Origin of the sequence: Tenacibaculum sp. IB213877 (assembly GCF_034043975.1) — a bacterium.
Taxonomy (GTDB): Bacteria; Bacteroidota; Bacteroidia; order Flavobacteriales; family Flavobacteriaceae; genus Polaribacter.
Window position 1 is genome coordinate 74,312 of record NZ_JAXCHH010000001.1, and the last position, 20,794, is coordinate 95,105.

Annotated in this window: 18 protein-coding genes; 7 read left to right on the plus strand and 11 right to left on the minus strand. The window is 32.1% G+C overall.

All coding sequences use genetic code 11. The annotated features are described in order from the left end of the window. The first annotated feature begins 27 nt into the window (after positions 1–27). Positions 28–396 (plus strand): cupin domain-containing protein, encoded by a 369-nt coding sequence (locus SLH33_RS00380; RefSeq protein WP_320417071.1) that lies wholly within the window; start codon positions 28–30, stop codon positions 394–396. On the opposite strand, the gene SLH33_RS00385 is transcribed toward SLH33_RS00380, so the two are convergent. Both SLH33_RS00385 and SLH33_RS00390 read right to left on the minus strand, forming a co-directional pair. Next, positions 391–1,068 carry a ZIP family metal transporter gene (locus tag SLH33_RS00385; protein ID WP_320417072.1) on the minus strand — a complete coding sequence of 226 codons (678 nt, stop codon included), beginning with the start codon at positions 1,066–1,068 and terminating at the stop codon, positions 391–393. The genes SLH33_RS00380 and SLH33_RS00385 overlap by 6 nt on opposite strands. Then, entirely contained in the window at positions 1,065–1,790 is a 726-nt protein-coding gene (locus SLH33_RS00390) for a class I SAM-dependent methyltransferase (RefSeq protein ID WP_320417073.1), read from the minus strand. The genes SLH33_RS00385 and SLH33_RS00390 overlap by 4 nt, the downstream gene beginning before the upstream one ends. A 112-nt stretch (positions 1,791–1,902) precedes the next feature. Here SLH33_RS00390 and SLH33_RS00395 point away from each other — a divergent pair, with 112 nt between their 5' ends. Beyond that, entirely contained in the window at positions 1,903–3,075 is a 1,173-nt protein-coding gene (locus SLH33_RS00395) for a THUMP domain-containing class I SAM-dependent RNA methyltransferase (protein WP_320417074.1), read from the plus strand. Between the two features lie 145 nt (positions 3,076–3,220). Here the strand turns inward: SLH33_RS00395 and SLH33_RS00400 are convergent, their stop codons facing one another. The 6 genes from SLH33_RS00400 to SLH33_RS00425 all read right to left on the minus strand — a co-directional run bounded on the left by SLH33_RS00400 (position 3,221) and on the right by SLH33_RS00425 (position 9,460). Then, positions 3,221–4,519, minus strand: coding sequence for a Fic family protein (locus SLH33_RS00400; protein WP_320417075.1), 1,299 nt, complete (start codon positions 4,517–4,519; stop codon positions 3,221–3,223). 220 nt (positions 4,520–4,739) lie between these two features. After that, positions 4,740–5,516, minus strand: coding sequence for a pentapeptide repeat-containing protein (locus tag SLH33_RS00405; protein ID WP_320417076.1), 777 nt, complete (start codon positions 5,514–5,516; stop codon positions 4,740–4,742). Between the two features lie 118 nt (positions 5,517–5,634). Next, positions 5,635–5,907 carry an HU family DNA-binding protein gene (locus SLH33_RS00410; protein WP_320417077.1) on the minus strand — a complete coding sequence of 91 codons (273 nt, stop codon included), beginning with the start codon at positions 5,905–5,907 and terminating at the stop codon, positions 5,635–5,637. Between the two features lie 187 nt (positions 5,908–6,094). Further along, a complete protein-coding gene (fmt, locus tag SLH33_RS00415; protein ID WP_320417078.1) occupies positions 6,095–7,039 on the minus strand; it encodes a methionyl-tRNA formyltransferase in 945 nt (314 codons plus the stop codon). Then, positions 7,040–8,926, minus strand: a complete 1,887-nt coding sequence (locus SLH33_RS00420) for an ATP-dependent DNA helicase RecQ (RefSeq protein WP_320417079.1) — start codon at positions 8,924–8,926, stop codon at positions 7,040–7,042. Positions 8,927–8,929: 3 nt separating this feature from the next. Beyond that, entirely contained in the window at positions 8,930–9,460 is a 531-nt protein-coding gene (locus tag SLH33_RS00425; RefSeq protein ID WP_320417080.1) for an ATP-binding protein, read from the minus strand. Positions 9,461–9,580: 120 nt separating this feature from the next. Here SLH33_RS00425 and SLH33_RS00430 point away from each other — a divergent pair, with 120 nt between their 5' ends. From SLH33_RS00430 to SLH33_RS00450, 5 genes are all read left to right on the plus strand, one after another. After that, positions 9,581–9,862 (plus strand): DUF493 family protein, encoded by a 282-nt coding sequence (locus tag SLH33_RS00430; RefSeq protein WP_320417081.1) that lies wholly within the window; start codon positions 9,581–9,583, stop codon positions 9,860–9,862. A gap of 6 nt (positions 9,863–9,868) precedes the next feature. Continuing rightward, positions 9,869–11,449 carry a peptidylprolyl isomerase gene (locus SLH33_RS00435; RefSeq protein WP_320417082.1) on the plus strand — a complete coding sequence of 527 codons (1,581 nt, stop codon included), beginning with the start codon at positions 9,869–9,871 and terminating at the stop codon, positions 11,447–11,449. Then, positions 11,449–12,312, plus strand: a complete 864-nt coding sequence (locus SLH33_RS00440) for a hypothetical protein (protein WP_320417083.1) — start codon at positions 11,449–11,451, stop codon at positions 12,310–12,312. The genes SLH33_RS00435 and SLH33_RS00440 overlap by 1 nt, the downstream gene beginning before the upstream one ends. After that, entirely contained in the window at positions 12,278–13,651 is a 1,374-nt protein-coding gene (locus SLH33_RS00445) for a peptidylprolyl isomerase (protein WP_320417084.1), read from the plus strand. The genes SLH33_RS00440 and SLH33_RS00445 overlap by 35 nt, the downstream gene beginning before the upstream one ends. Positions 13,652–13,776: 125 nt before the next feature. Beyond that, on the plus strand, positions 13,777–14,730 hold the full coding sequence (locus tag SLH33_RS00450) for a MoxR family ATPase (protein WP_320417085.1): 954 nt from the start codon (positions 13,777–13,779) through the stop codon (positions 14,728–14,730). Between the two features lie 26 nt (positions 14,731–14,756). Here the strand turns inward: SLH33_RS00450 and SLH33_RS00455 are convergent, their stop codons facing one another. The 3 genes from SLH33_RS00455 to SLH33_RS00465 are packed head-to-tail and all read right to left on the minus strand — an operon-like array spanning position 14,757 to position 20,694. Further along, complete coding sequence (locus SLH33_RS00455) at positions 14,757–17,063, minus strand: GH92 family glycosyl hydrolase (RefSeq protein WP_320417086.1); 2,307 nt, start codon at positions 17,061–17,063, stop codon at positions 14,757–14,759. After that, positions 17,064–19,388: a GH92 family glycosyl hydrolase gene (locus SLH33_RS00460; protein ID WP_320417087.1), complete on the minus strand. Its 2,325-nt coding sequence runs from the start codon at positions 19,386–19,388 to the stop codon at positions 17,064–17,066. A 1-nt stretch (position 19,389) separates the two neighbouring features. After that, entirely contained in the window at positions 19,390–20,694 is a 1,305-nt protein-coding gene (locus tag SLH33_RS00465; RefSeq protein WP_320417088.1) for a sugar MFS transporter, read from the minus strand. Positions 20,695–20,794 lie beyond the last annotated feature (100 nt).

A 20,794-nucleotide genomic window follows, 5' to 3' on the forward strand; every position in this document is an offset into this window, starting at 1 on the left:
TAGTAACTTTGTTAAAAAAATAAACAGATGACAAAAAAATATACCATTCAAAAAAGTCCGTTTGTAGTTCCTACAACCGACGGGAAGTTAATAGAAGAACATTTTGGTAACGCTACTAATAAAAACTCACAAATTAGTATTGCCCATATGATAGCCCCGGCAGGATGGAGTGAACCTTTTCAAACTCCTAAATTTGAAGAGTACACCTACATTATTAGAGGAAAAAAACAATTTATTGTTGATGGAGAAACAGTTGTGTTGGAAGCAGGACAATCGATTAAGATTGAAAAAAATGTGCGTGTACAATATTCCAATCCATTTAAAGAAGAATGTGAGTATCTAGCTATTTGCTTACCCGCATTTTCTATGGATTTGGTGAATAGGGAAGAATTATAGCGTAACGATTGTTAAAATAATCCCTAATAAAATTGCGGTAAACTTTTTAAGGTTGAATTTATGGTTTTCTGAACTTTCAAATAAGATAATAGTTGAAATGTGTAAGAAAACCCCAATAATTAATGCTGTAATTTCTGCATGATGATGTGCTAACCATGAAACACTATCTGCTAAAAAATAGCCTAACGGGCTCATTAAGCTAAATATTCCTATAAAGCTTAAAACGATTGTTTTTGAATATTTAGCGTGTACAAAAAATGAAGTTAGTACAATGGCTATGGGTATTTTATGTACCACAACAGCCCATAACAAGTTGTTATTAGAACCATGAATGGGTAATCCTTCTGAAAAGGCATGAATGCATAAACTGACAAACAAGAGCCATGGAAATTGCTTTGAGTTGGAATGAATATGAATATGCCCGTGCTCAGCTCCTTTAGATAAGGATTCTAATACCGATTGTACTACAATTCCTACTAAAATAAGAATTCCGATTAATTTAGTATTGTGGTTGTGCTCATACACTTCAGGTAATAAGTGTAAAATAGTAACTGATAGAAGGTAAGCTCCACTAAATGCTAATAATAATCTTACAAATTCTTTTTGAGGTTTAAGCCATAAAACTAGTAAGGAACCCACTAAAACAGATGAAATTAACAGGATGTAACTCATTGAGCTATTAAAATTAATCGGTTAGAATTTTCTTTATCAAAAGCATGTAAATGATAATCACCAAAAGTATCAATAATTGTTAAACCAACTTTTGAAAAGTGGCTTTTCATGGTGTTTATATCTAAAAACTTTACTTTTTCTGTATACGAATGCTGCTTATCATCAGCAATAAAAGAAATATGTTTTTGTATAAATCCGTCTTTAATTTCTCTTTTAATATGGAAAGAAATACCATCAATTTCTTTGGTTTCTTCTTTTACTAAAGTTCTTTCAGTTTTGATGACGTTTAAAAAGTCCAACACTAAAAAACCGTCTTGTTTTAAACCTTTTTTCATGCCTTTTAGTACTGAAATGTCATCCGTATCATTATCAAAATAACCAAAACTAGTAAACAAATTAAACACAGCATCGTATTTGTTTTCCAACGGATTACGCATATCCCACACCTCAAAATGCAAACTGTTATTTTCAAATTGTTTAGCGTACTCAATACTATTCTTACTTAAATCGCCACCCGTAACTCGGTAGCCTAACGAGTTTAAGAAAATAGAATGACGTCCTTTACCACACGGTAAATCAGCAATATGAGCGTTTTTACGAAGTTGAAGATAGCTTACTAAATTCTGCATAAAAAGCTGTGCGTCAGCATCATTTCTATGCTTGTATAAAACGTGATAATACGGGGTATTAAACCAAGAAGTAAACCAATCTTTTGTTTTCATGTGTCTTAATTGTCCGCAAAAGTAACGAAAACTTACTGTTTAGTAATCATTCTTTTTTTGAGGTTAACAAATCCAACAATTTAAGTGTATTTTTGTAGCCTAAATGTACCGAATGGATAAAGATTTTAAAATGGTGGCTACCACCATAGCCGGATTAGAAGAGGTTTTAGCAGATGAGCTACGTAAATTAGGCGCACAAAATGTAAAAGAAGGCGTGCGAAGCGTTGAGTTTAGAGGTGATAAAGGTTTTATGTATAAAGCTAATATTGCGTTGCGTACTGCTATCAGAATTTTAAAACCGATCAAGCGAAGTAAAATTTTTGATGAAGAGGATCTATACGAAGCTATTCAACGTATAAAATGGGAACGTTTTTTAGATGTGGATGGTACATTTGCTATTGATGCGGTGGTGAATTCAAGAAATTTCACAACAAATTCACATTATATAGCATTAAAATCTAAAGATGCAATTGCCGATTATTTTACGCATAAGTATAAAAAGCGTCCGAATGTAGATTTAAAATATCCAGATGTTAAAGTGCATATTCATGTTCATAAAGAATGGTTAACAGTTTCTTTAGACAGTTCTGGAGAATCGTTACACAAACGTGGTTATAGAAGCGCTACCAATATTGCACCGATTAATGAGGTATTAGCTGCTGGATTGGTCTTACTTTCTGGATATACCGGAGATGAGAATTTTATTGATCCAATGTGTGGATCTGGAACTTTGTTGATTGAAGCGGCAATGATTGCCAATAATATTCCGGCAAATATTAACCGTAAGCATTTTGCGTTTGAAAATTGGAAGGATTATGATGAAGATCTGTACTTCATTATTCAAGATTCATTACTCAAAAAGATCAAGAGTTCTCATTTTAAAATTATGGGCTTTGATAAAGCGCCATCAGCAGTTAAGAAAGCACGTCAAAACATTATCAATGCCAATTTAGAAGAGTTTATTGGGGTACACCATGTTAACTTTTTCAATTCTAAAAAAGAGGTATTTGGTAAAACCACTATTTTATTCAATCCACCGTATGGAGAGCGTTTAAATATTGATGTAGAAGAGTTTTATAGAAAAATAGGAGATACTTTAAAACATAATTATCCTAATTCTACAGCATGGTTAATTACTTCGGATATACAAGCATTGAAGTTTGTAGGCTTACGAACGTCAAAACGAGTACCGATTAAAAACGCCGATTTAGATTGCCGATTTGTAAAATATGAGTTGTATGAAGGTAGTAAAAAAGCCAGTAAACAACCAACCTTTGAAGAATAACAAAATCCGCTGAAAAGCGGATTTTTTGTTGTTTTTAAAGATGTTTTTCTATTATGTTTGTAACGTGTTTTAGTCTTTTGCTTTTTGGTTTTGATAATAAGTTGTTAAACGGTTATTTTCTATACATCTTTGTTGATAGTAGTACTTATTGTTCTAAAAACCTATCAATGTTTTCTTTTGTCTTTATTTTAAATACTACGTTTCTCCCGTCTTTATCTTCAATAATTAAACCAGCGTTAACCAATTCATTTAAATCTTTTCGTGCTGTTTGTCGAACAATATCATGTTTTTTAGAATATGAAGAAATGTTAATTTTAGCATTTTCTTTAGAATATAAAAAACCAACTAAATCAGCTTGTCGTTTGTTTAATCCTTTATCAAGAATTTTATATGAAATCAGATTGGCTTGTTCGATATCTTTTTTCTTTTTATCACGATACTTAATTAAACTTTCGAAAGCAACGCGTAAACTTTTAATTGAATAATTGATAAAGTAAGTCATGTCATTATTATCATTTTCCGTTTTCAGAAATGCTTTATCATATTGAATTCGAGAATTAAGAATTGCTCTTGATATTGAAATGTTTTTAATTAATGTATATTCTTTTTTTACTAAAAACCAATAAAATAAAGCTCTTGCTGTTCTCCCGTTTCCATCCATAAAAGGGTGAATGTAACCAATTTGGAAATGGATTATTGAAGCTTTTATGATTGGGTGAATAAAAGGTTTCTCCGAGTTTGCAAATTCACATAAATCTTCCATAAATTTTTTAACTAACTTGGGATCTGGTGGTGTGTGTGCTATTTCCCCATCCACGTGGTCTTGAACATAGATTTGTTTATCTCTAAAATCACCTGCACAATATTCTGCACTGGTACTTGCGGTCATAGTTTTATGTAATTCTATTATAAGTGTAAAATCTAAAGGTTTATCAATTTCTTCAGTTATAAGTTTAATACTTCTTAAATTGTTGAAAATCATCTGTTCTGATTCATTTCTAGGTTTTCTGCCAGATTTTAGCATCTCGAATGCAACTTTAGTTGTTGTAGCGGCACCTTCGATTTGTGAACTTGAAATAGCTTCTTCTAATATTGAGTTTTTTAGATATTCTGCCTTATGAAATGGTGTTATTGGGTTTTTGTATAAACCTCCTATTAATTTTAAATCAAATTCGTGAAGGTTTTCCTGAATATTTTCAGTCAAACAATAATTGAATTCAGTATTACCAAACTTTACTCTTTTAAAATTACCTCTTCTATGAAGTTTAATTAGACTCCACGCTTTGTGAGGATCATTATAAGGTAACTTTTTCCTGTGCTTAAGCTCGTCCCAATAAAAATATCTATCATCAGAAGCTTTTAAAAAGTCCGCATATTTCTTATCAAAGTAATCGTCAATTAATTGGTTAGTCATTAATGCTTGAGGTGGATTTTCGAACTTCATTGTGTAAATATGTTAAATATGAATTCAAAATTAACATATTTATATTGATTGTCAAAACATTTTGGGTGTTATTACCAACGAGTTATGTTATCCATCGTTTCAATGATAGATATCATCCGATACTAAGTTATTATTTTTAAATTAAGAATCAAACTAAGTTTTTAACAAAAAAACTCGTTACGGTTAGGTAACGAGTTGTTATAAAGTTGTATAGAGTTCTTTATTTTCTGCTTTTTAATAAATAGTTGCTAAAACTTTTACCGTTAATTTCGGTGTATTTAGAGTCTATATCATAGGCTACTTCCATATTGGTAATGTCAAATTCACCACGTACTTTGGTGTATTTTATATTTAGGTCTTCTTCAAACTTGGTATTGTTAAAAGAAACGCCGTCTTTAAACTCGGTGTACTTAAAAATAGCCGTGTCTTTAAAAATAGAGCTGGCAAAACTTACAAAGTGGCTAAATTCAGCATATTTAAAGGTTGCAGGTTCATCAAAAAAGGTGTTTTTAAAAGAACTGTTCTTTTCAAACTTTGCATATTTAAAAGTGTTATCATCTTGGAACTTGGTTCCGGAAAAATCTGCATCTCTTTCAAAATGAGAATACTTAAACATGGCTTTTCTTTCAAACGTACAATCTTTAAAAGCTACTTCATCTTCAAAATTTGCGACAAATGTATATCCGCTGCTTTCGTCTGGTATATAAGCTAATACATCGTCATTAAATGTACAGTTGGTAAATACTACTTTACCGGTAATTTGTTTTTCAACGGTGTTAGAGCCTCCATTGTTCCACCATTTTTTACGCTTAGGTAACTTAGGTAAGGCTTCATCCATGTAAGTAAGGTCTAAAATACCGTCAATTACAGCGTTATTGATCACAACATCTTTTCCTGCTTTAATATCTCGTAACAGATCAGAAGCATTTACAGATTTTTGTGCAAAAGAGGTAGCAACTAAAATGCAAAATGCTAGTGTAGTAATTATTTTTTTCATGATAACAAAGTTTAAATCGTTTTATATAAGAGACAAAGTAAAAACGAAGTTGTGACAGTTTTGGAAATAAAAAAAGCGCTCGATTGCTCGAACGCTTTTTTATGTTTTATACAGTAGATTAGTTTACTGAATCGCTTAAACCAGCTCCTGCTTTAAACTTTACAACGTTTTTAGCAGCAATTTTAATCTCTTTACCAGTTTGAGGGTTTCTACCTGTTCTAGCAGATCTTTTAGATACTGACCAAGTTCCCCATCCTACTAATGCAACTTTATCTCCTTTTTTTAAAGCTTTAGTTACATTACCAGTTAAAGAATCTAATGCAGCTTTTGCAGCAGCTTTAGAAATTCCTGCATCAGCAGCCATCGCGTCGATTAAATCTGACTTGTTCATAATTGTAATAGATTTTAAAATTAATTAATGTTTTTCTTGCTTAATAGCTCAACAAATATAGATTTAATGCGGAATTGCGCAAGTATTACCCTAAAAAAACAGGCATTTTGTTAATAAATAGGGTGCTTTTGTTAATAACCTCAGTTAAAAAATAGCTAGAATCTTTGTAAAGCCCATAAACAAAGGGCTACAGCATTATAGCATTCTCGTCAAACGAAAAACCGTTTAATAAGCTTACTGCATCCATTTTTTTCTTGCCAGAAAGTTTAATTTCATTTATTACTAAATAACCGTCTGATACTGCCACTTTTAGTTCTTTTTTTGAGGTGATGATCTTTCCAGTAGAAAAATCATGCGAATCAAACTCTTTTGAAACCCCGTAAATTTTTGCTGATATTTCCTCCTCACCATTTTTTATGGTTGTCCACGCAGCAGGATATGGATTTAATCCTCTAATATGGTTGTAAATATCATTTAAAGGTTTAGTCCAGTCTATTTTACAGTTGTGCGGAAATAATTTTGGTGCCGACTTTTCTTCTAATTCGGGTTGTTTGGTGGTTTTTACGCCTCCTTTTTCTATTAGATCCACAGTTTCTGCTACTAATTCTGCGCCTACATACATCAATTTATCATGTAACTCGCCTACAATTTCATCTTCTTTAATGTCAATTTCACGCTGAAGAATAATTTCACCGGTATCAATTTTATCATCTATGAAAAAAGTGGTGACTCCTGTTTTGGATTCACCATTTATAATAGCCCAGTTAATAGGTGCAGCACCTCTATATTCTGGTAGGAGAGAAGCGTGTAAGTTGAAGGTGCCTTTTTTTGGCATTGCCCAAACGGATTTTGGTAACATTCTAAACGCAACTACAATCTGCACATCAGCGTTCCATTTTTCTAGATTTTCTAAAAAACCTTCATTTTTTAAATTGGTAGGTTGTAAAATAGGCAAGTTTTGAGATAAAGCGTACTCTTTTACGGCAGATTGATGTATTTTTCTACCTCTGCCTGCAGGTTTATCGGGTGCGGTAATTACACCTACTACATTATAATCATTGTCAACTAAGTGTTTTAAAATGGTAACTGCAAAATCTGGAGTTCCCATAAAAACGATACGTACATCTTTCATTTATCTCAAAAAGTATTTATTGTAATTTGTTAATCCTATTTTTTCTTCGGAAAGTAAGTAGCACAAATTTATTAAAATATCAGTTTCTTTGTGCGGAAGTTGTTCGTTTATTTCTTTTGCACTTAATTCTTTTCCTGTTTTTAATACCGATATGATTTCACCGGTTATATTTTGTATGGTGTTCTTATTTTGTATACATACATCACAAATACCACATTTGTTGGCATGTTTTTCGCCAAAATATTCTAATAATTGAATGCTTCTACAAACTGTATTGTTTTCAATAAAAGCGATAAGTTCATCAGTTTTACGTTGTTTTAATTGTAAATAACGGTCAATATTCTTCGAAATTCGATTAATGGTTTTATCATCTTCTCTGGGATGTAAAAAGAATAATTCACTGTGATCGTTTGCTTTTTTATATTCTATCAGTCCTTCTAAAGACATTTTTTCAAGATATTCAATGGTTTTCCACGATGTAATCTCTGCTTTTTTAGCTAAATAAAATTCATCAATCTTAACAGCTTGTTCAAATAAACCACCATACATTCTTAATAAAGAATTGATAAAATTCTTTTTATGATGATTGTTTGAAGCGTAGGCTAGTATTTGATTGCTACTTACTAAAAATTGGATAGTTGATTTTTGTTGTGCATTATCATTTAACTGAATAATACCATTACTCTGTAAAATTTGTAAACCAACAAAGGTTTTATTAGGCACAAATTGATATTTACTACAAAATTCTAAAAAGTTGAAATCAAAAGAAGATTCTATCAACTCTCCTTTTGCCACTTGAAAATGTTGATATAATCGTTTATGTATATCTTTTATATCAATAATTGTAGGTAAAGATTTTTGTTGAATATCTATTGTTTTCCTTATATCTGAATTGTTTGTTAATACTACAGAAAACGCTTTTTTACCATCGCGCCCGCCACGTCCTGCTTCTTGTACGTAATTTTCAATAGAGGCAGGTAAATTTAAATGGACTACAATCCGTACGTTGGGTTTATCAATTCCCATACCAAAAGCATTGGTGGCAACCATAATGGGTGTGTGTTCGCTCATCCAGTCATTAAAGATCATTTTCTTTTCCACAGATGATAATCCACCATGATAAAACCCCGATTTGAAACCATTGGCGTTTAAAAAAGCACTTATTTTTTGAGTTTTATTACGAGTGTTTACATATACAATAGCAGAACCTTTGGTTTTGGTAAAGATCTGCTTAAGCTTATATAGTTTATCATCAGTAAAAATAATTTGATAAGCTAAATTCTTTCTGAAAAATGATTTCTTATAAGTTGAAGGATCTTTGAGCTCTAATAACGTTGAAATATCATTTATTACTTTTTGTGTTGCAGAAGCAGTTAAAGCAATAATTGGTACTGAAGGATGTATTTTTCTTAATACTGAAATATGTAAGTAGGAAGGACGAAAATCGTGTCCCCATTCAGAAATACAATGTGCTTCATCAACCGCAATCAAGCTAACGGTTAGTTGCGCTATCTTTTCTTGAATGAATTTTGATTGTAAACGCTCAGGAGATAGGTATAAAAACTTGTAGTAACCATACCTAATATTGTCAAACAAAGTAATAATTTCATCTTGCGAGCTTCCAGAAGGTATTGTTGTAGCTTTTATACCTTTATCAGTTAAATTAGTAACCTGGTCTTGCATTAAAGCAATTAAAGGAGAAATAACAATACAAACCCCATCGTTGGCTAGTGCCGGAACTTGAAAACAAACCGATTTTCCACCTCCTGTGGGTAATAAAGCTATAGTGTCTCCACCGCTTAAAACACTGTTAATAATCTCCTCTTGAGGCTCTCTAAAAGAAGAAAATCCCCAGTATTGATTCAGTATTTGTAGCGGTGTAAACATGGTTTACAGCGAATTCAAAATAAAATCGTAGCGTTCTTTTATAGTTCCAAACGGAACTTCAATAATATGATATCCTAGTTCCGTATAAGCATCGTGTAAAAATTTACTGATTATCACCGATTCTTCATAGGTTTCATAACGTTCGTTATCTGAAGTATAAATATCTTTCCAAGGTAAGAATTGGAAAACTTTAGTGTATTTATATTGCTTGCTCTTTTCAAGAAAAACAGCAGGAAATTCTGTTTTAAAATATCTTAAATAAGCATGCACACTAGGTATTCCTCTATCAAAAAATACCACATCAGTATTAAAATCGTTGGATTGGATGTACTGTTGTTCTCTACCTTCTAATATTTTTTGACTAAAAAGTAAAGGATCTGTTAAAAATAATTGTTCAATGCCATCCTTTTTAGCTTGCAGTGTAATTTCTCTTGAGATCTCAGGCATACATGTATGTCCGTTACCCATTAATTCGTTTAAAATAGTTGATTTTCCAGTACCTGGACCTCCAATAAAAACAATTTTCTGTTGCATCTGGCAAAAATAGCGGTTTCCGTTTATATATATAAGAATATAGTGTAATTTTGTCATCCACTTAAATTGGGTATAGTTTCTGATACATATTATTGGAACATTTGAATTTAAAAGAGAATTATGACAGATAGAGAAGCATTTTATACCAAATTAAAATCACAATTAGAAGATACTACTAATTTTCCGGCAGACTATATGTATAAGTTTATAGTACCTACAGATGCAAATCAAGTACAAGAAGTGCAAAATTTGTTTGATAAAGGGGGAGCTGTAATTGATACAAAAAAATCAAAAACAGGAAAATATGTCAGCGTATCTATTCGTTTAAAAGTTGTAAATGCTGATGAGGTAATTGAATATTACCAAAAAGCAGAAGTTATAAAGGGAATCATTTCATTGTAATTTTTCATGAAGAATAGCTTATTTGTTATTGCTTTTGTGTTTATTAATTTTGTAGCTCTGGCGCAAAACGAAGTTTTGTTTACAATTAATAAGCAACCAACTACTGTAGGGGAATTTAAACGAATATACGAGAAGAATTTAGATTTGGTAGATGATGAAGAAGCTAAGAGCATTGATGCTAATTTAGATTTGTATATCAATTACAAACTCAAAGTAAATGAGGCATATAAGCTTAAGTTAGATACTGTTAAAAGCTATCAGCAAGAATTAAATTCTTACAAACAACAATTGATGGCTCCGTATTTACATGACAAGGAATACCAAAACAAAATGGTAAGGCAAGCTTATGATAGAATGAAGCAAGAAGTAAGAGCCAGCCATATTTTATTAACATTTCCTAAAAGAGGAGAGTCAGTTGATACGGTTGCTATGATTGCTAAGCTTAACGAAGCCAGAGAGCGTATACAAAACGGTGAAGAATTTAGTAAAGTAGCCAAAGAAATTTCTGAAGATCCATCTGCAAAAATGAATGGAGGAGATTTAGGCTATTTTTCAGCATTTAAAATGGTATATCCTTTTGAAGAAGCTGCTTACACCACAGAAGTCGGACAACTATCTGAGCCTTTTAAAACTCGTTTTGGTTATCATATTTTAAAAGTAACAGATAAAAGACCTTCCAAAGGAGAATTTGAAGTTGCTCATATTTTTAATGCGGATAGAACCAATACAGGAAAAGCTAAAATAGACTCGCTATATCAAAAGTTAGAATCAGGTATTGCTTTTGAAGAAGTAGCAAAAAAATATTCTGATGATAAAAGTTCAGGGGTAAAAGGAGGTAAATTACCCAGATTTGGTGCTGGTAAAATGGTAGCTCCTTTTGAAAATGTTGTTTTAGCTTTAAAAAATGAAGGAGATTACAGTAAACCTTTCAAAACACAATTTGGATGGCATATTGTTAAGTTAATTAAAAATCATCCAGTAGATACTTTTGAAAATTTACAATTAGAGTTGGAACGTAAAGTGAAAAGCGGAGTTTTAGGCAATCTTTCAAACAAAGCTATGATTGCTAAATTGAAGACAAAATACTCTATTAAAGTTAGGGATAAAGTTTTACAAAAAGCATTAAAAAAACAAGTTACAGAAGAGGTAATTTTAACTATAAATGATAAAAAAATACCTCAAAATAAGTTCCATGCTTATGTTCAAAATAAAGGAAAAACGCCTACTCAAAAGTTATTTGAAGAATTTACCAATGCTGAAGTGTTAGTCTATTTTAAAGAAAATTTAGAAAAAACAAATCTTGATTTTAAATATACGTACCAAGAGTACAAAGATGGTTTGTTGTTGTTTGATTTAATGCAGCAAAAAATTTGGAACAAATCTATGAACGATACCATAGGTTTGACTAATTATTATAAAGCGAATCCATCTAAATACTCTAAAAAATTAGAAGAAATAAAAGGAAAAGTTGTTAGTGATTATCAAGAGTTTTTAGAAGATAATTGGATAAAAGACTTACGTGAAAAAAATGCTGTGAGAATTAGAAAAAAGGCTTTAATCAAATTAAAAAAAACATATAATCTATAATGTTTAAGAAACTATTTATCATATTTCCTATAGCAGTATTTACATCGTGTGATTTTATTAAAATTCAACCTAAAAAAGAAGTACAACAAGAAGTTGTTGTAGCTAGTGTTGGAAATGAAAAATTATACCAATCAGAATTAGAAGGAGTAGTGCCTAAAGGTATTTCAAAACAAGATAGCACAGTTTTAGCAAAAAGTTATATAACTTCTTGGGCAAGACAACAATTATTCTTACAAAAAGCAGAAAAAAATATTTCTGAAGGTCAGAGTAATGAAATTGAACAATTGGTAAAAAACTATCGGCAAAGTTTATATATCAACGATTATAAAGAACGATTGGTAAAACAACAATTAGATACTATTATAACTGAGGAAGAAATAACATTATATTATGAGCAAAACAAAGAGAATTTTAAGCTCAATGAAGAATTATTGCAGCTAAAATACATTCACTTTGGTAAAGATTTTATTGATAAAAAAGAAACTATTAAAAAATTTCAATCAGATAAAGAAGAAGACTTACAAGACCTGGAAAACTTGACCATCAATTTTAAAGATTACCATTTACGCGATTCTACTTGGATACCTTTTGAAGAAGTTTTACAAAAAATTCCACCATTTAGAACAGAATCGAAACAAAAACTGTTAAAAATATCAAAATTCATACAAAAAGAAGATAGTTTAGGAGTATATTTGGTCGCTGTAAAAGATGTTTTGAAGAGAAATGATATAGCTCCTTTAAGTTATATTGAACCAAACATCAAACAATTGATATTACACAAAAGGAAATTAGAATTAATTAGAGAGATAGAAAAAACGTTGATAGACGATGCAATTAAAAACAACATTTTTAAAGAATATTAGCCTAACCACAATTTTAGTAGTAACTGCAATTTTTACCACCAATGCTCAAGTTAAAATAGACGGAGTAGCCGTGGTAGTTGGTAAAAACGTGGTTTTAGATTCTGATATTGATAAATTTAAACAAGAAGTTGAAGTTCGATCTGAAGGAAAAATTCAGTTTTCTGATTGTGAAATGTTAGAGGAGTTAATGCAGCAAAAATTATTAGCACACCACGCAATTATTGATAGTGTTGCAATAACAGATGCTGAGGTAAATGCAAGAGTTAGTAGATCTATAGAATTTTTTAAACAAGAATATGGTAGTACTGATAAGGTAGTAGCTGCATACGGATTTAATGATATTGAAGATCTAAAAAAAGAATTAAGTCGCGTTCAAAAAGAAAACATTCTTACCGAAAAAGAAAGAATGAAAATAACAGAAGATGTTGATGTAACTCCGGAAGAAGTTCGTTTGTATTTTAACGGATTAAAAGAAAAAGATGAATTGCCAGAATTTGAAGCCGAAGTACAGTTAGCGCAAATTGTATTGAATGCAGAACCAACACAAGAAGAAACAGAACGTGTAATTGCTAAATTAAACGAAATTAAAAAAGAAGTTGAAGAAGGGGCAAGTTTTAAATTAAAGGCAATTATAAATTCTGATGATCCATCAGTAGCACAAAATGGTGGAAATATGGGGGCTTTAACAAAAGATAGCCCGTTTATTAAAGAGTTTAAAGAAGTAGCTTTCTCATTAGATGAAGGACAAATATCAGAGCCGTTCAAAACTATTTTCGGGTATCATATTATCTTTTTACATAAAATAAAAGGAAACGCTCGTGAAGTTTCACATATATTATTGCAGCCAGAAATTGCAGATGAAAAGTTACAAGAAACGAAAGAGCAATTAGAGAAATTAAGAGTAGATATAACAGAAGGGAAAATCACTTTTGATGAGGCTGTTAAAAAATATTCTGAAGATGAAGAAACCAAAAATAATAGAGGTACAATTGTAAATCCATATACAATGGAACCAACATTCGAACTAACTCGTATGGATCCTGCATTGTATGGTAGAGTAAATGAATTGCAAAAAGAAGAACTTTCTGAAGTATTTTATGATGAAACCAGAGGAGGAGAGAAGATGTATAAAATGATTTTAATGAGAGATCGTACTAATACACATACTGCAGATTTGGTTGAAGATTATGTTAAAATTCAGCAATTGGCCTTAGCAAAAAAGAAAGAAGAGACCATTAAAAAATGGACTAAAGAAAAGATTGAAGAAACGTATATTAAATTAGGAGAAGATTATAAAAAATGTACGTTTAAAGATAATTGGAAAAAAGATATCAACTAAAAATATCATAAAATAAAAAATCCCGCTTCGGCGGGATTTTTTATTATAATAATATTGCTATTTTAGCTAAAAAGGAAAAGGCTTTAAAATTTTAGCTTTTTAAATTCAAAAATTGATCATCAACTATGTCAGACGTAACTGCAGTCAACAATTTAGTTCAAAAATATTCACAATTACAACAAGAAATAGGTAAGGTTATCATCGGTCAGCAAGATGCGGTAAATTTTACATTATTATCTATTTTTTGTGGAGGTCATTCGTTATTAATTGGTGTACCAGGATTGGCAAAAACATTATTGGTAAATACTATTTCTAGCGCTCTAGGATTGAATTTTAAGCGAATTCAGTTTACTCCCGATTTAATGCCTTCAGATATTTTAGGGAGTGAGATCTTAGATGAAAATCGTCATTTTAAATTTATTAAAGGACCTATTTTTTCTAACATTATTTTAGCAGATGAAATTAACCGTACACCACCTAAAACACAAGCAGCTTTATTAGAGGCTATGCAAGAGCGTTCGGTAACTGTAGCTGGTCATCATTATAAATTAGATCTACCATTTTTTGTCTTAGCAACACAAAACCCAATTGAGCAAGAAGGAACCTATCCTTTACCAGAAGCTCAATTAGACCGTTTTATGTTTTCAATTTATTTAGAATACCCAACCTTTGAAGAAGAGGTAGAAGTGGTTAAAAACACAACTTCTATTGCAAATCAAACCGTTAATTCATTGTTTTCTGGTTCAGAAATTATTGAAGTTCAAAAATTGATTCGTAAAATACCTGTTGCAGATAACGTGGTAGAATATGCAGTTGGTTTGGTAGGAAAAACGCGTCCTAATTCAGTTTATGCTACTGAAATGGTAAAATCGTATATTGATTGGGGTGCGGGTCCGCGTGCATCTCAAAATCTAATTTTAGCAGCCAAAGCACATGCGGCAGTAAATGGTAAATATTCACCAGATATTGAAGATGTACAAGCAGTTGCTATTCCTATTTTATCTCACAGAATAGTTAAAAACTATAAAGCAGAAGCTGAAGGAATTACAGTTAAAGACATTATTATTTCATTATTTTAATAAAAAGTTTAGAAAACTAGTAAACACTAGTTTTCTAAACTTAAAGAGTAAGGTACGCTTTCTTCCTTACTTGCCCAATCTTTATTAGGTTTACTTCCCAAGTTAAACTCAAGTTTTCCTCCGTTTTGAATAGCGTTATATTCTATAAAACTGTTATTGTATTCCTTTCCGTTTAAACTTGCAGATTGGATGTAATAATTGCTTGGAGAATTATTTTCAGCTTCAATCGTAAAAGTATTTCCGTTTTCTAAGTGAAGCATAGCTTTTTTAAACAACGGACTTCCAATAACATATTGATCTACTCCCGGAGTAACTGGATAAAAACCTAACGAGCTAAACACATACCAAGCTGAGGTTTGTCCGTTGTCTTCATCTCCACAATAGCCATCTGGTGTAGCAGTGTACAATTTAGTCAACACATCTCTCACTTTTTCTTGTGCTTTGTAGGGTGTTTGTCCATGATTATATAAATAAATCATGTGTTGTATAGGTTGATTACCATGTGCGTAATTGCCCATATTTACAATTTGCATTTCTCTAATTTCATGAATGGTTATTCCGTAGTAAGAATCGTCAAAATCAGGAGGCATACTAAAAACAGTATCTAATTGTTTTACAAAAGTGTCTTTTCCGCCCATTAAATTAATAAGACCTTCTATATCATGAAAAACAGACCATGTGTAATGTAAACTGTTGCCTTCGGTAAAAGCATCTCCCCATTTTAAAGGATTGAAAGGAGATTGAAAAGTTCCGTCCTCATTTTTACCACGCATTAAATTGGTGGAAGCATCAAACACATTTTTATAGTTGAATGATTGCTTATAAAATTTATCAGCAAGTTCTTTATTACCTAGTTTTTCAGCCATTTTAGCAATCGTAAAATCAGCATAGGCATATTCTAAAGTTCTTGCAGTATTTTCATTGATCTTAACATCGTAAGGTACATAACCTAATTTGTTGTAATAATCCAATCCTTCTCTACCTACAGAGGTAGCAGGTCTTCCTTCTTCAATAGTAGCATTCTTTAAAATAGCTTCTAAAAGAGTTTTTTCATCTTTTGAAGCAACATTTCCTTTTAAAAAAGCATCAGCAATAATAGGTGCGGAGTTAGAACCAATCATACAATCTCTATGTCCGGGACTAGCCCATTCCGGTAACCAACCCGATTCTTTATACGTGTTGGCAAGTCCTTCCATAATTTGACTGTTCAACTCTGGATACATGAGGTTAAAGAATGGAAAAACAGCTCTGAAAGTATCCCAAAATCCGTTGTCGGTAAACATATATCCCGGTACTACTTCTCCGTTATACGGACTGTAATGTACTACTTCATTTTTATCATTGATCTCATAAAATTTACGAGGGAAAAGCAACACTCTATACAAACAAGAGTAAAAAGTTTTGATATGGTCTGTATTTTCATCTTCAATTTGAATTCTATTCAACTCTTTTTCCCAGGCATTTTTGGCTTTTTGTTGGGTGGTTTCAAAAGAATCAGAACCAATCTCTCTATCCAAATTTAACTGAGCTTGCTCTGGACTTATAAAAGACGAAGCCACTTTTACATGAACTATTTCTCCTTTTTTGGTTTTAAATCCGATAATAGCACCCACATGCTCTCCTTCACTGTTTTTTGAATTTTCTTGTAATTTCCAATCATCAGTCCATGTATGAGTTATCTCAAAATCTTTATCAAATTCAGCCACAAAATAATTATGGAAATTATCGGGAACACCACCTCGATTGTTTCGACAATAACCAATTATTTTTCGTTCTTCCGGAATGATTTTAACCATAGAGCCTTTGTAAAAAGCATCTAACATAATATAGGATGAATCTGCCTTTGGAAAAGTAAATTTAAAATGCGCTGCACGTTCGGTAGGAGCTACTTCAACGTTGGTGTCATAATCTGCTAAATATACCTTGTAGTGATAAGGTTTAACAGTTTCCGCTTTATGAGAAAACCACGATTGCCTTTCTTCTTCTTTATATTTCAATTTACCCGTAACCGCCATAAATGAAAAAGCAGCATAATCATTAATCCAGGGACTAGGTTGGTGGGTTTGTTTAATTCCTCTAATTTTATTTTCGTTGTATTTGTACGTCCAACCATCACCCATTTTTGAGGTCATAGGTGTCCAAAAATTCATTCCCCAAGGGGTTGCAATAGCAGGATATGTATTTCCGTTAGATAAACTGTATTTGGAATCGGTACCCATTAAAGGATTTACATAATCCACTAAAGAAGTTTGTTGTTTTTCTGATTTTTGTGGAGTTTCATTTTTGCATGAAACTGCTAAAAACGATATAAGTAGTAGGGTTAAATATCTCATTTAGTTAGCAGGTTTGTTAGACATTTTAAATACAATAGTACCACCATTTTCAATGGCATCGTGAGTGAGTAAGTTGCTTTCAAGAGTTTTTCCATTTACAGAAACACTTTCTACATACACATTCTCTTTACTCTGATTTTCTGCTTTAATGGTTAGATTTTTACCATTAGCAAGATGAATGGTTGCTTCTTTAACTAACGGACTTCCTAATGCGTAGTTTACAGACCCCGGAGTTACAGGGTAAAAGCCCAAACTGCTAAAAATATACCACGCACTCATTTGCCCTGCATCGTCATTACCACACAAACCGTTTACTGTTGGACCATACATAGTATCCATGATCATTCTTACTCTAGCTTGAGTTTTTTCAGGATGCCCTGTCCAGTTGTATAAATATGGAATATGGTGTCCAGGTTCATTTCCTTGTACGTAGTTACCTATAATTCCGTCACGGGTAATATCTTCGTGTTTTTCTATGTATTTATCAGCAATTTCCATAGTAAACAGCGAATCTAAATGTTGAGTAAAACGCTCTTTTCCGCCCATCATAGTCACCATTTTATCAATGTTTTGCGGAACGTATAAACCGTAATTCCATGCATTTCCTTCAATAAAACCTTGTCCGTGAGTATCCATAGGGTCAAAATTCTTTCGGAAGGTTCCGTCACTTAATTTAGGTCGCATAAATCCAATAGTTGGATCGTATACGTTGTTGTAGTATTCTGAGCGAGCTAAAAATTCTTTTTCTGTGGATGTATTGCCAACTTCTTTTGCTATTTGTGCTATACACCAGTCGTTATAAGCGTATTCTAATGTTTTTGAAACAGAAGAATGGCTTTTGTCATCTGGTACATATTTGTAATCTATATAATCGCCTAAACCATCAAAATAACGTACGTTGGCTGTATTTACAGAGGCCTGTAAAGCGTGTTTTTTATCAAAATCACCTACATTTTTAGCTATGGCATCTGCAATGACAGAGGTAGCATGATACCCGATCATACACCAGTTTTCATTGGCATAATGGCTCCAGATTGGTAACATATTATGCACACTTTGATCGTGATGTGCTAACATAGATTTGATCATGTCGTTATTTCGATTGGGTTGTGTTATGTTAAACAACGGATGCAACGCTCGATAAGTGTCCCAAAGAGAAAAAATGGTGTAATTGGTAAAACCTTCTGAAATATGGATGTTTTGATCTAAGCCTCTGTATTGTCCGTCAACATCTTCATATAAAATAGGAGAGAGGTTGGTGTGATATAAGGCTGTGTAAAACGTGATTTTATCGGCATCAGTAAGTGTTTCAACTTCTATTTTAGAGAGTTCTTTGTTCCATTTATCTTTGGTTTGCTCTTTGGTTTTGTTAAAATCCCAATGCGGAATTTCAGCTTCCATATTTTTTAAAGCTCCTGATGAACTTACTGGAGATAAGGCAAATTTTACTTTGATGTTTTCTCCTTCTTCGGTATCAAAATTGAAGTAAGCTCTCAAATCTTTACCTGCCATTTCTGGAAAGTTCTCGTCTTGTTTGAAGCGTCGGTAAAATCCATCGTACTTGATTTTATCATACTTCTTATGCCCGTAGCTTTTGAAAGGTTTTGAAAATTGCATTGCAAAAAACACTTTTTTGTCTCTTGCCCAACCTTTGGTTTGTCGATACCCGGTAACTAAAGAATCATTTTCAACTCTAATAAAAGTCCATACATTTTTATTGTCATGATGATATACGTTGTATACCATATCTAAAATAATATGCGCGTTATCAGATTTTGGAAATGTATACTGATGAAAGCCAACACGTTCACTGGCAGTAAGTTCTGCTTTAACATTATAGCTGTCTAAATCTACTTTGTAATATCCTGGAGAAGCTTCTTCTTTATCATGAGAAAAAATAGAGTAGAAGCCTTTTTTATCATCGGAGGTTTTAAGCGGATCTAACACCAAATCTCCCACTGTGGGCATTACCAACATATCGCCTAGATCTGAATGTCCGGTACCGCTAAAATTGGTATGTGCAAACCCAATAATGGTCGAATCTCTGTGTTGATATCCTGCACAGTACTCATAAGTTTCTTTGTTGTAACTTCCATCTTCTTGAAACATTACTTCAAAGTTGGTTTGCGGACTTAATTGTACCATCCCAAAAGGAGTCGTAGCTCCCGGAAACACATGTCCCATTTTACTGGTTCCAATAAACGGATTTACATACTGGGTGTAGTCTGTTTGTATTGAGGTAGTAGTGTTTTCTGAGGTAGATTGTTCGTTTTTACAACTTATTAAACTAACAAGTCCTAGTAGTATGCTTAGTTTTTTATACATGTTACGCTGTTTTTTTAGAGTTTCTATAACCAAACCATAAAATATAACCGTAGCATAAAATAACCAGTAGTAAAGCTGATTTGAAACCTACATTATCGGTTAAGAAACCAAATGAAGGCGGAATAATAGCTCCACCAACAATTGCGGTACACAATAACCCTGAACCTTTTGGTTTTAAATCGCCAATACCATCAATAGCTAAAGTGAAAATGGTTGGGAACATGATTGAGTTGAATAAACCTACAGCTAAAATAGTCCACATACTTACCAAACCGGTAGTGCTTATTGAAATTAAAATTAATGTAATTGCTGCTGTAGCAAAAATTCCTAGTACTTTCCCTGGATTCATGATTCTAGTTAAATATGATCCAATAAAACGTCCAATCATAGCGCCACTCCAGTAAAATGTAACAAAAACACCTACAATAGCTTTATTATCGTTTTCTGCTAATCCTGAGTTTAGAATTCCTTCGGCAATAGATCTCATCACACCATTCTCTTTAATAACATCTACCATATTCATATCTAGAAAATAGTTTACTAAATAACTACCTATTGACACTTCTGCCCCTACATAAAATAAAATACCTAAAACACCTAACATCAAGTTTTTATTCTTAAAAACATCTGCATAAGTTCCGGTAGAGGTTTCGCTAATAAGTTTAGGGAGCTTCGCAAAGGAAAATATGGTGGCAATTATTACTATAAATATTGCTAATGCTAAAAAAGGAGTTTGTACAGCAGAAGCTTCAGTAGTTAAATATGTTTCTCTTGCGGTTTCGGTAAGCGAAGCAATTTCGTCTTTAGTTTTGATTTTATCACTTAAAATAAACAAAGCACCAATTGCAGGCGCAAGTGCTGTACCTAAACTATTAAAGGCTTGTGATAAGTTTAAGCGGCTCGACGCTCCATCTTCACTTCCTAATACTGCCACATATGGATTTGCAGCTACTTGTAAAATAGTAATGCCACCTGCTAGAATAAAATAAGCTAACATAAAAATACCAAATATACGGTAACTAGCTGCCGGATAAAAAAGTAAGCAACCTAAAGCCATTGTTGAGAGACCTAAGATGATGCCTTTTTTATAACCAATTTTAGAAAGAATATAACTGGCAGGTATAGAAAGTAAGAAATAAGCACCAAAAAATGCAAATTGAACTAAGCCCGCTTGAAAATATGTTAAAGTGAATAATTCACGTAATCTTGGAATTAAAGAATCTACCAGAACGGTAATAAAACCCCATAAAAAAAATAAAACGGTTAATAAAATAAATGAGGAACGATACGATTTTTGTTGATTCATATTTGTAGTTTATGGTTAAGCTATAAATATGCAAAAACTTAAAATTTTGACAAAAAAGAATTTTGAATTCACTTAATATTCAAGCTTTTGTAAAAAACGT

Excerpts from the sequence above, each read along its gene's own strand:
- fmt (WP_320417078.1), bottom strand. The coding sequence starts at position 7,039 with ATGAAAGATGTACGTATCGTTTTTATGGGAACTCCAGATTTTGCAGTT.
- SLH33_RS00445 (WP_320417084.1), top strand. The coding sequence starts at position 12,278 with ATGCAATTAAAAACAACATTTTTAAAGAATATTAGCCTAACCACAATT.
- SLH33_RS00385 (WP_320417072.1), bottom strand. The coding sequence starts at position 1,068 with ATGAGTTACATCCTGTTAATTTCATCTGTTTTAGTGGGTTCCTTACTA.
- SLH33_RS00395 (WP_320417074.1), top strand. The coding sequence starts at position 1,903 with ATGGATAAAGATTTTAAAATGGTGGCTACCACCATAGCCGGATTAGAA.
- SLH33_RS00410 (WP_320417077.1), bottom strand. The coding sequence starts at position 5,907 with ATGAACAAGTCAGATTTAATCGACGCGATGGCTGCTGATGCAGGAATT.
- SLH33_RS00450 (WP_320417085.1), top strand. The coding sequence starts at position 13,777 with ATGTCAGACGTAACTGCAGTCAACAATTTAGTTCAAAAATATTCACAA.
- SLH33_RS00435 (WP_320417082.1), top strand. The coding sequence starts at position 9,869 with ATGAAGAATAGCTTATTTGTTATTGCTTTTGTGTTTATTAATTTTGTA.
- SLH33_RS00400 (WP_320417075.1), bottom strand. The coding sequence starts at position 4,519 with ATGAAGTTCGAAAATCCACCTCAAGCATTAATGACTAACCAATTAATT.
- SLH33_RS00455 (WP_320417086.1), bottom strand. The coding sequence starts at position 17,063 with ATGAGATATTTAACCCTACTACTTATATCGTTTTTAGCAGTTTCATGC.
- SLH33_RS00440 (WP_320417083.1), top strand. The coding sequence starts at position 11,449 with ATGTTTAAGAAACTATTTATCATATTTCCTATAGCAGTATTTACATCG.
- SLH33_RS00420 (WP_320417079.1), bottom strand. The coding sequence starts at position 8,926 with ATGTTTACACCGCTACAAATACTGAATCAATACTGGGGATTTTCTTCT.
- SLH33_RS00405 (WP_320417076.1), bottom strand. The coding sequence starts at position 5,516 with ATGAAAAAAATAATTACTACACTAGCATTTTGCATTTTAGTTGCTACC.
- SLH33_RS00390 (WP_320417073.1), bottom strand. The coding sequence starts at position 1,790 with ATGAAAACAAAAGATTGGTTTACTTCTTGGTTTAATACCCCGTATTAT.
- SLH33_RS00465 (WP_320417088.1), bottom strand. The coding sequence starts at position 20,694 with ATGAATCAACAAAAATCGTATCGTTCCTCATTTATTTTATTAACCGTT.
- SLH33_RS00380 (WP_320417071.1), top strand. The coding sequence starts at position 28 with ATGACAAAAAAATATACCATTCAAAAAAGTCCGTTTGTAGTTCCTACA.
- SLH33_RS00425 (WP_320417080.1), bottom strand. The coding sequence starts at position 9,460 with ATGCAACAGAAAATTGTTTTTATTGGAGGTCCAGGTACTGGAAAATCA.
- SLH33_RS00430 (WP_320417081.1), top strand. The coding sequence starts at position 9,581 with ATGACAGATAGAGAAGCATTTTATACCAAATTAAAATCACAATTAGAA.
- SLH33_RS00460 (WP_320417087.1), bottom strand. The coding sequence starts at position 19,388 with ATGTATAAAAAACTAAGCATACTACTAGGACTTGTTAGTTTAATAAGT.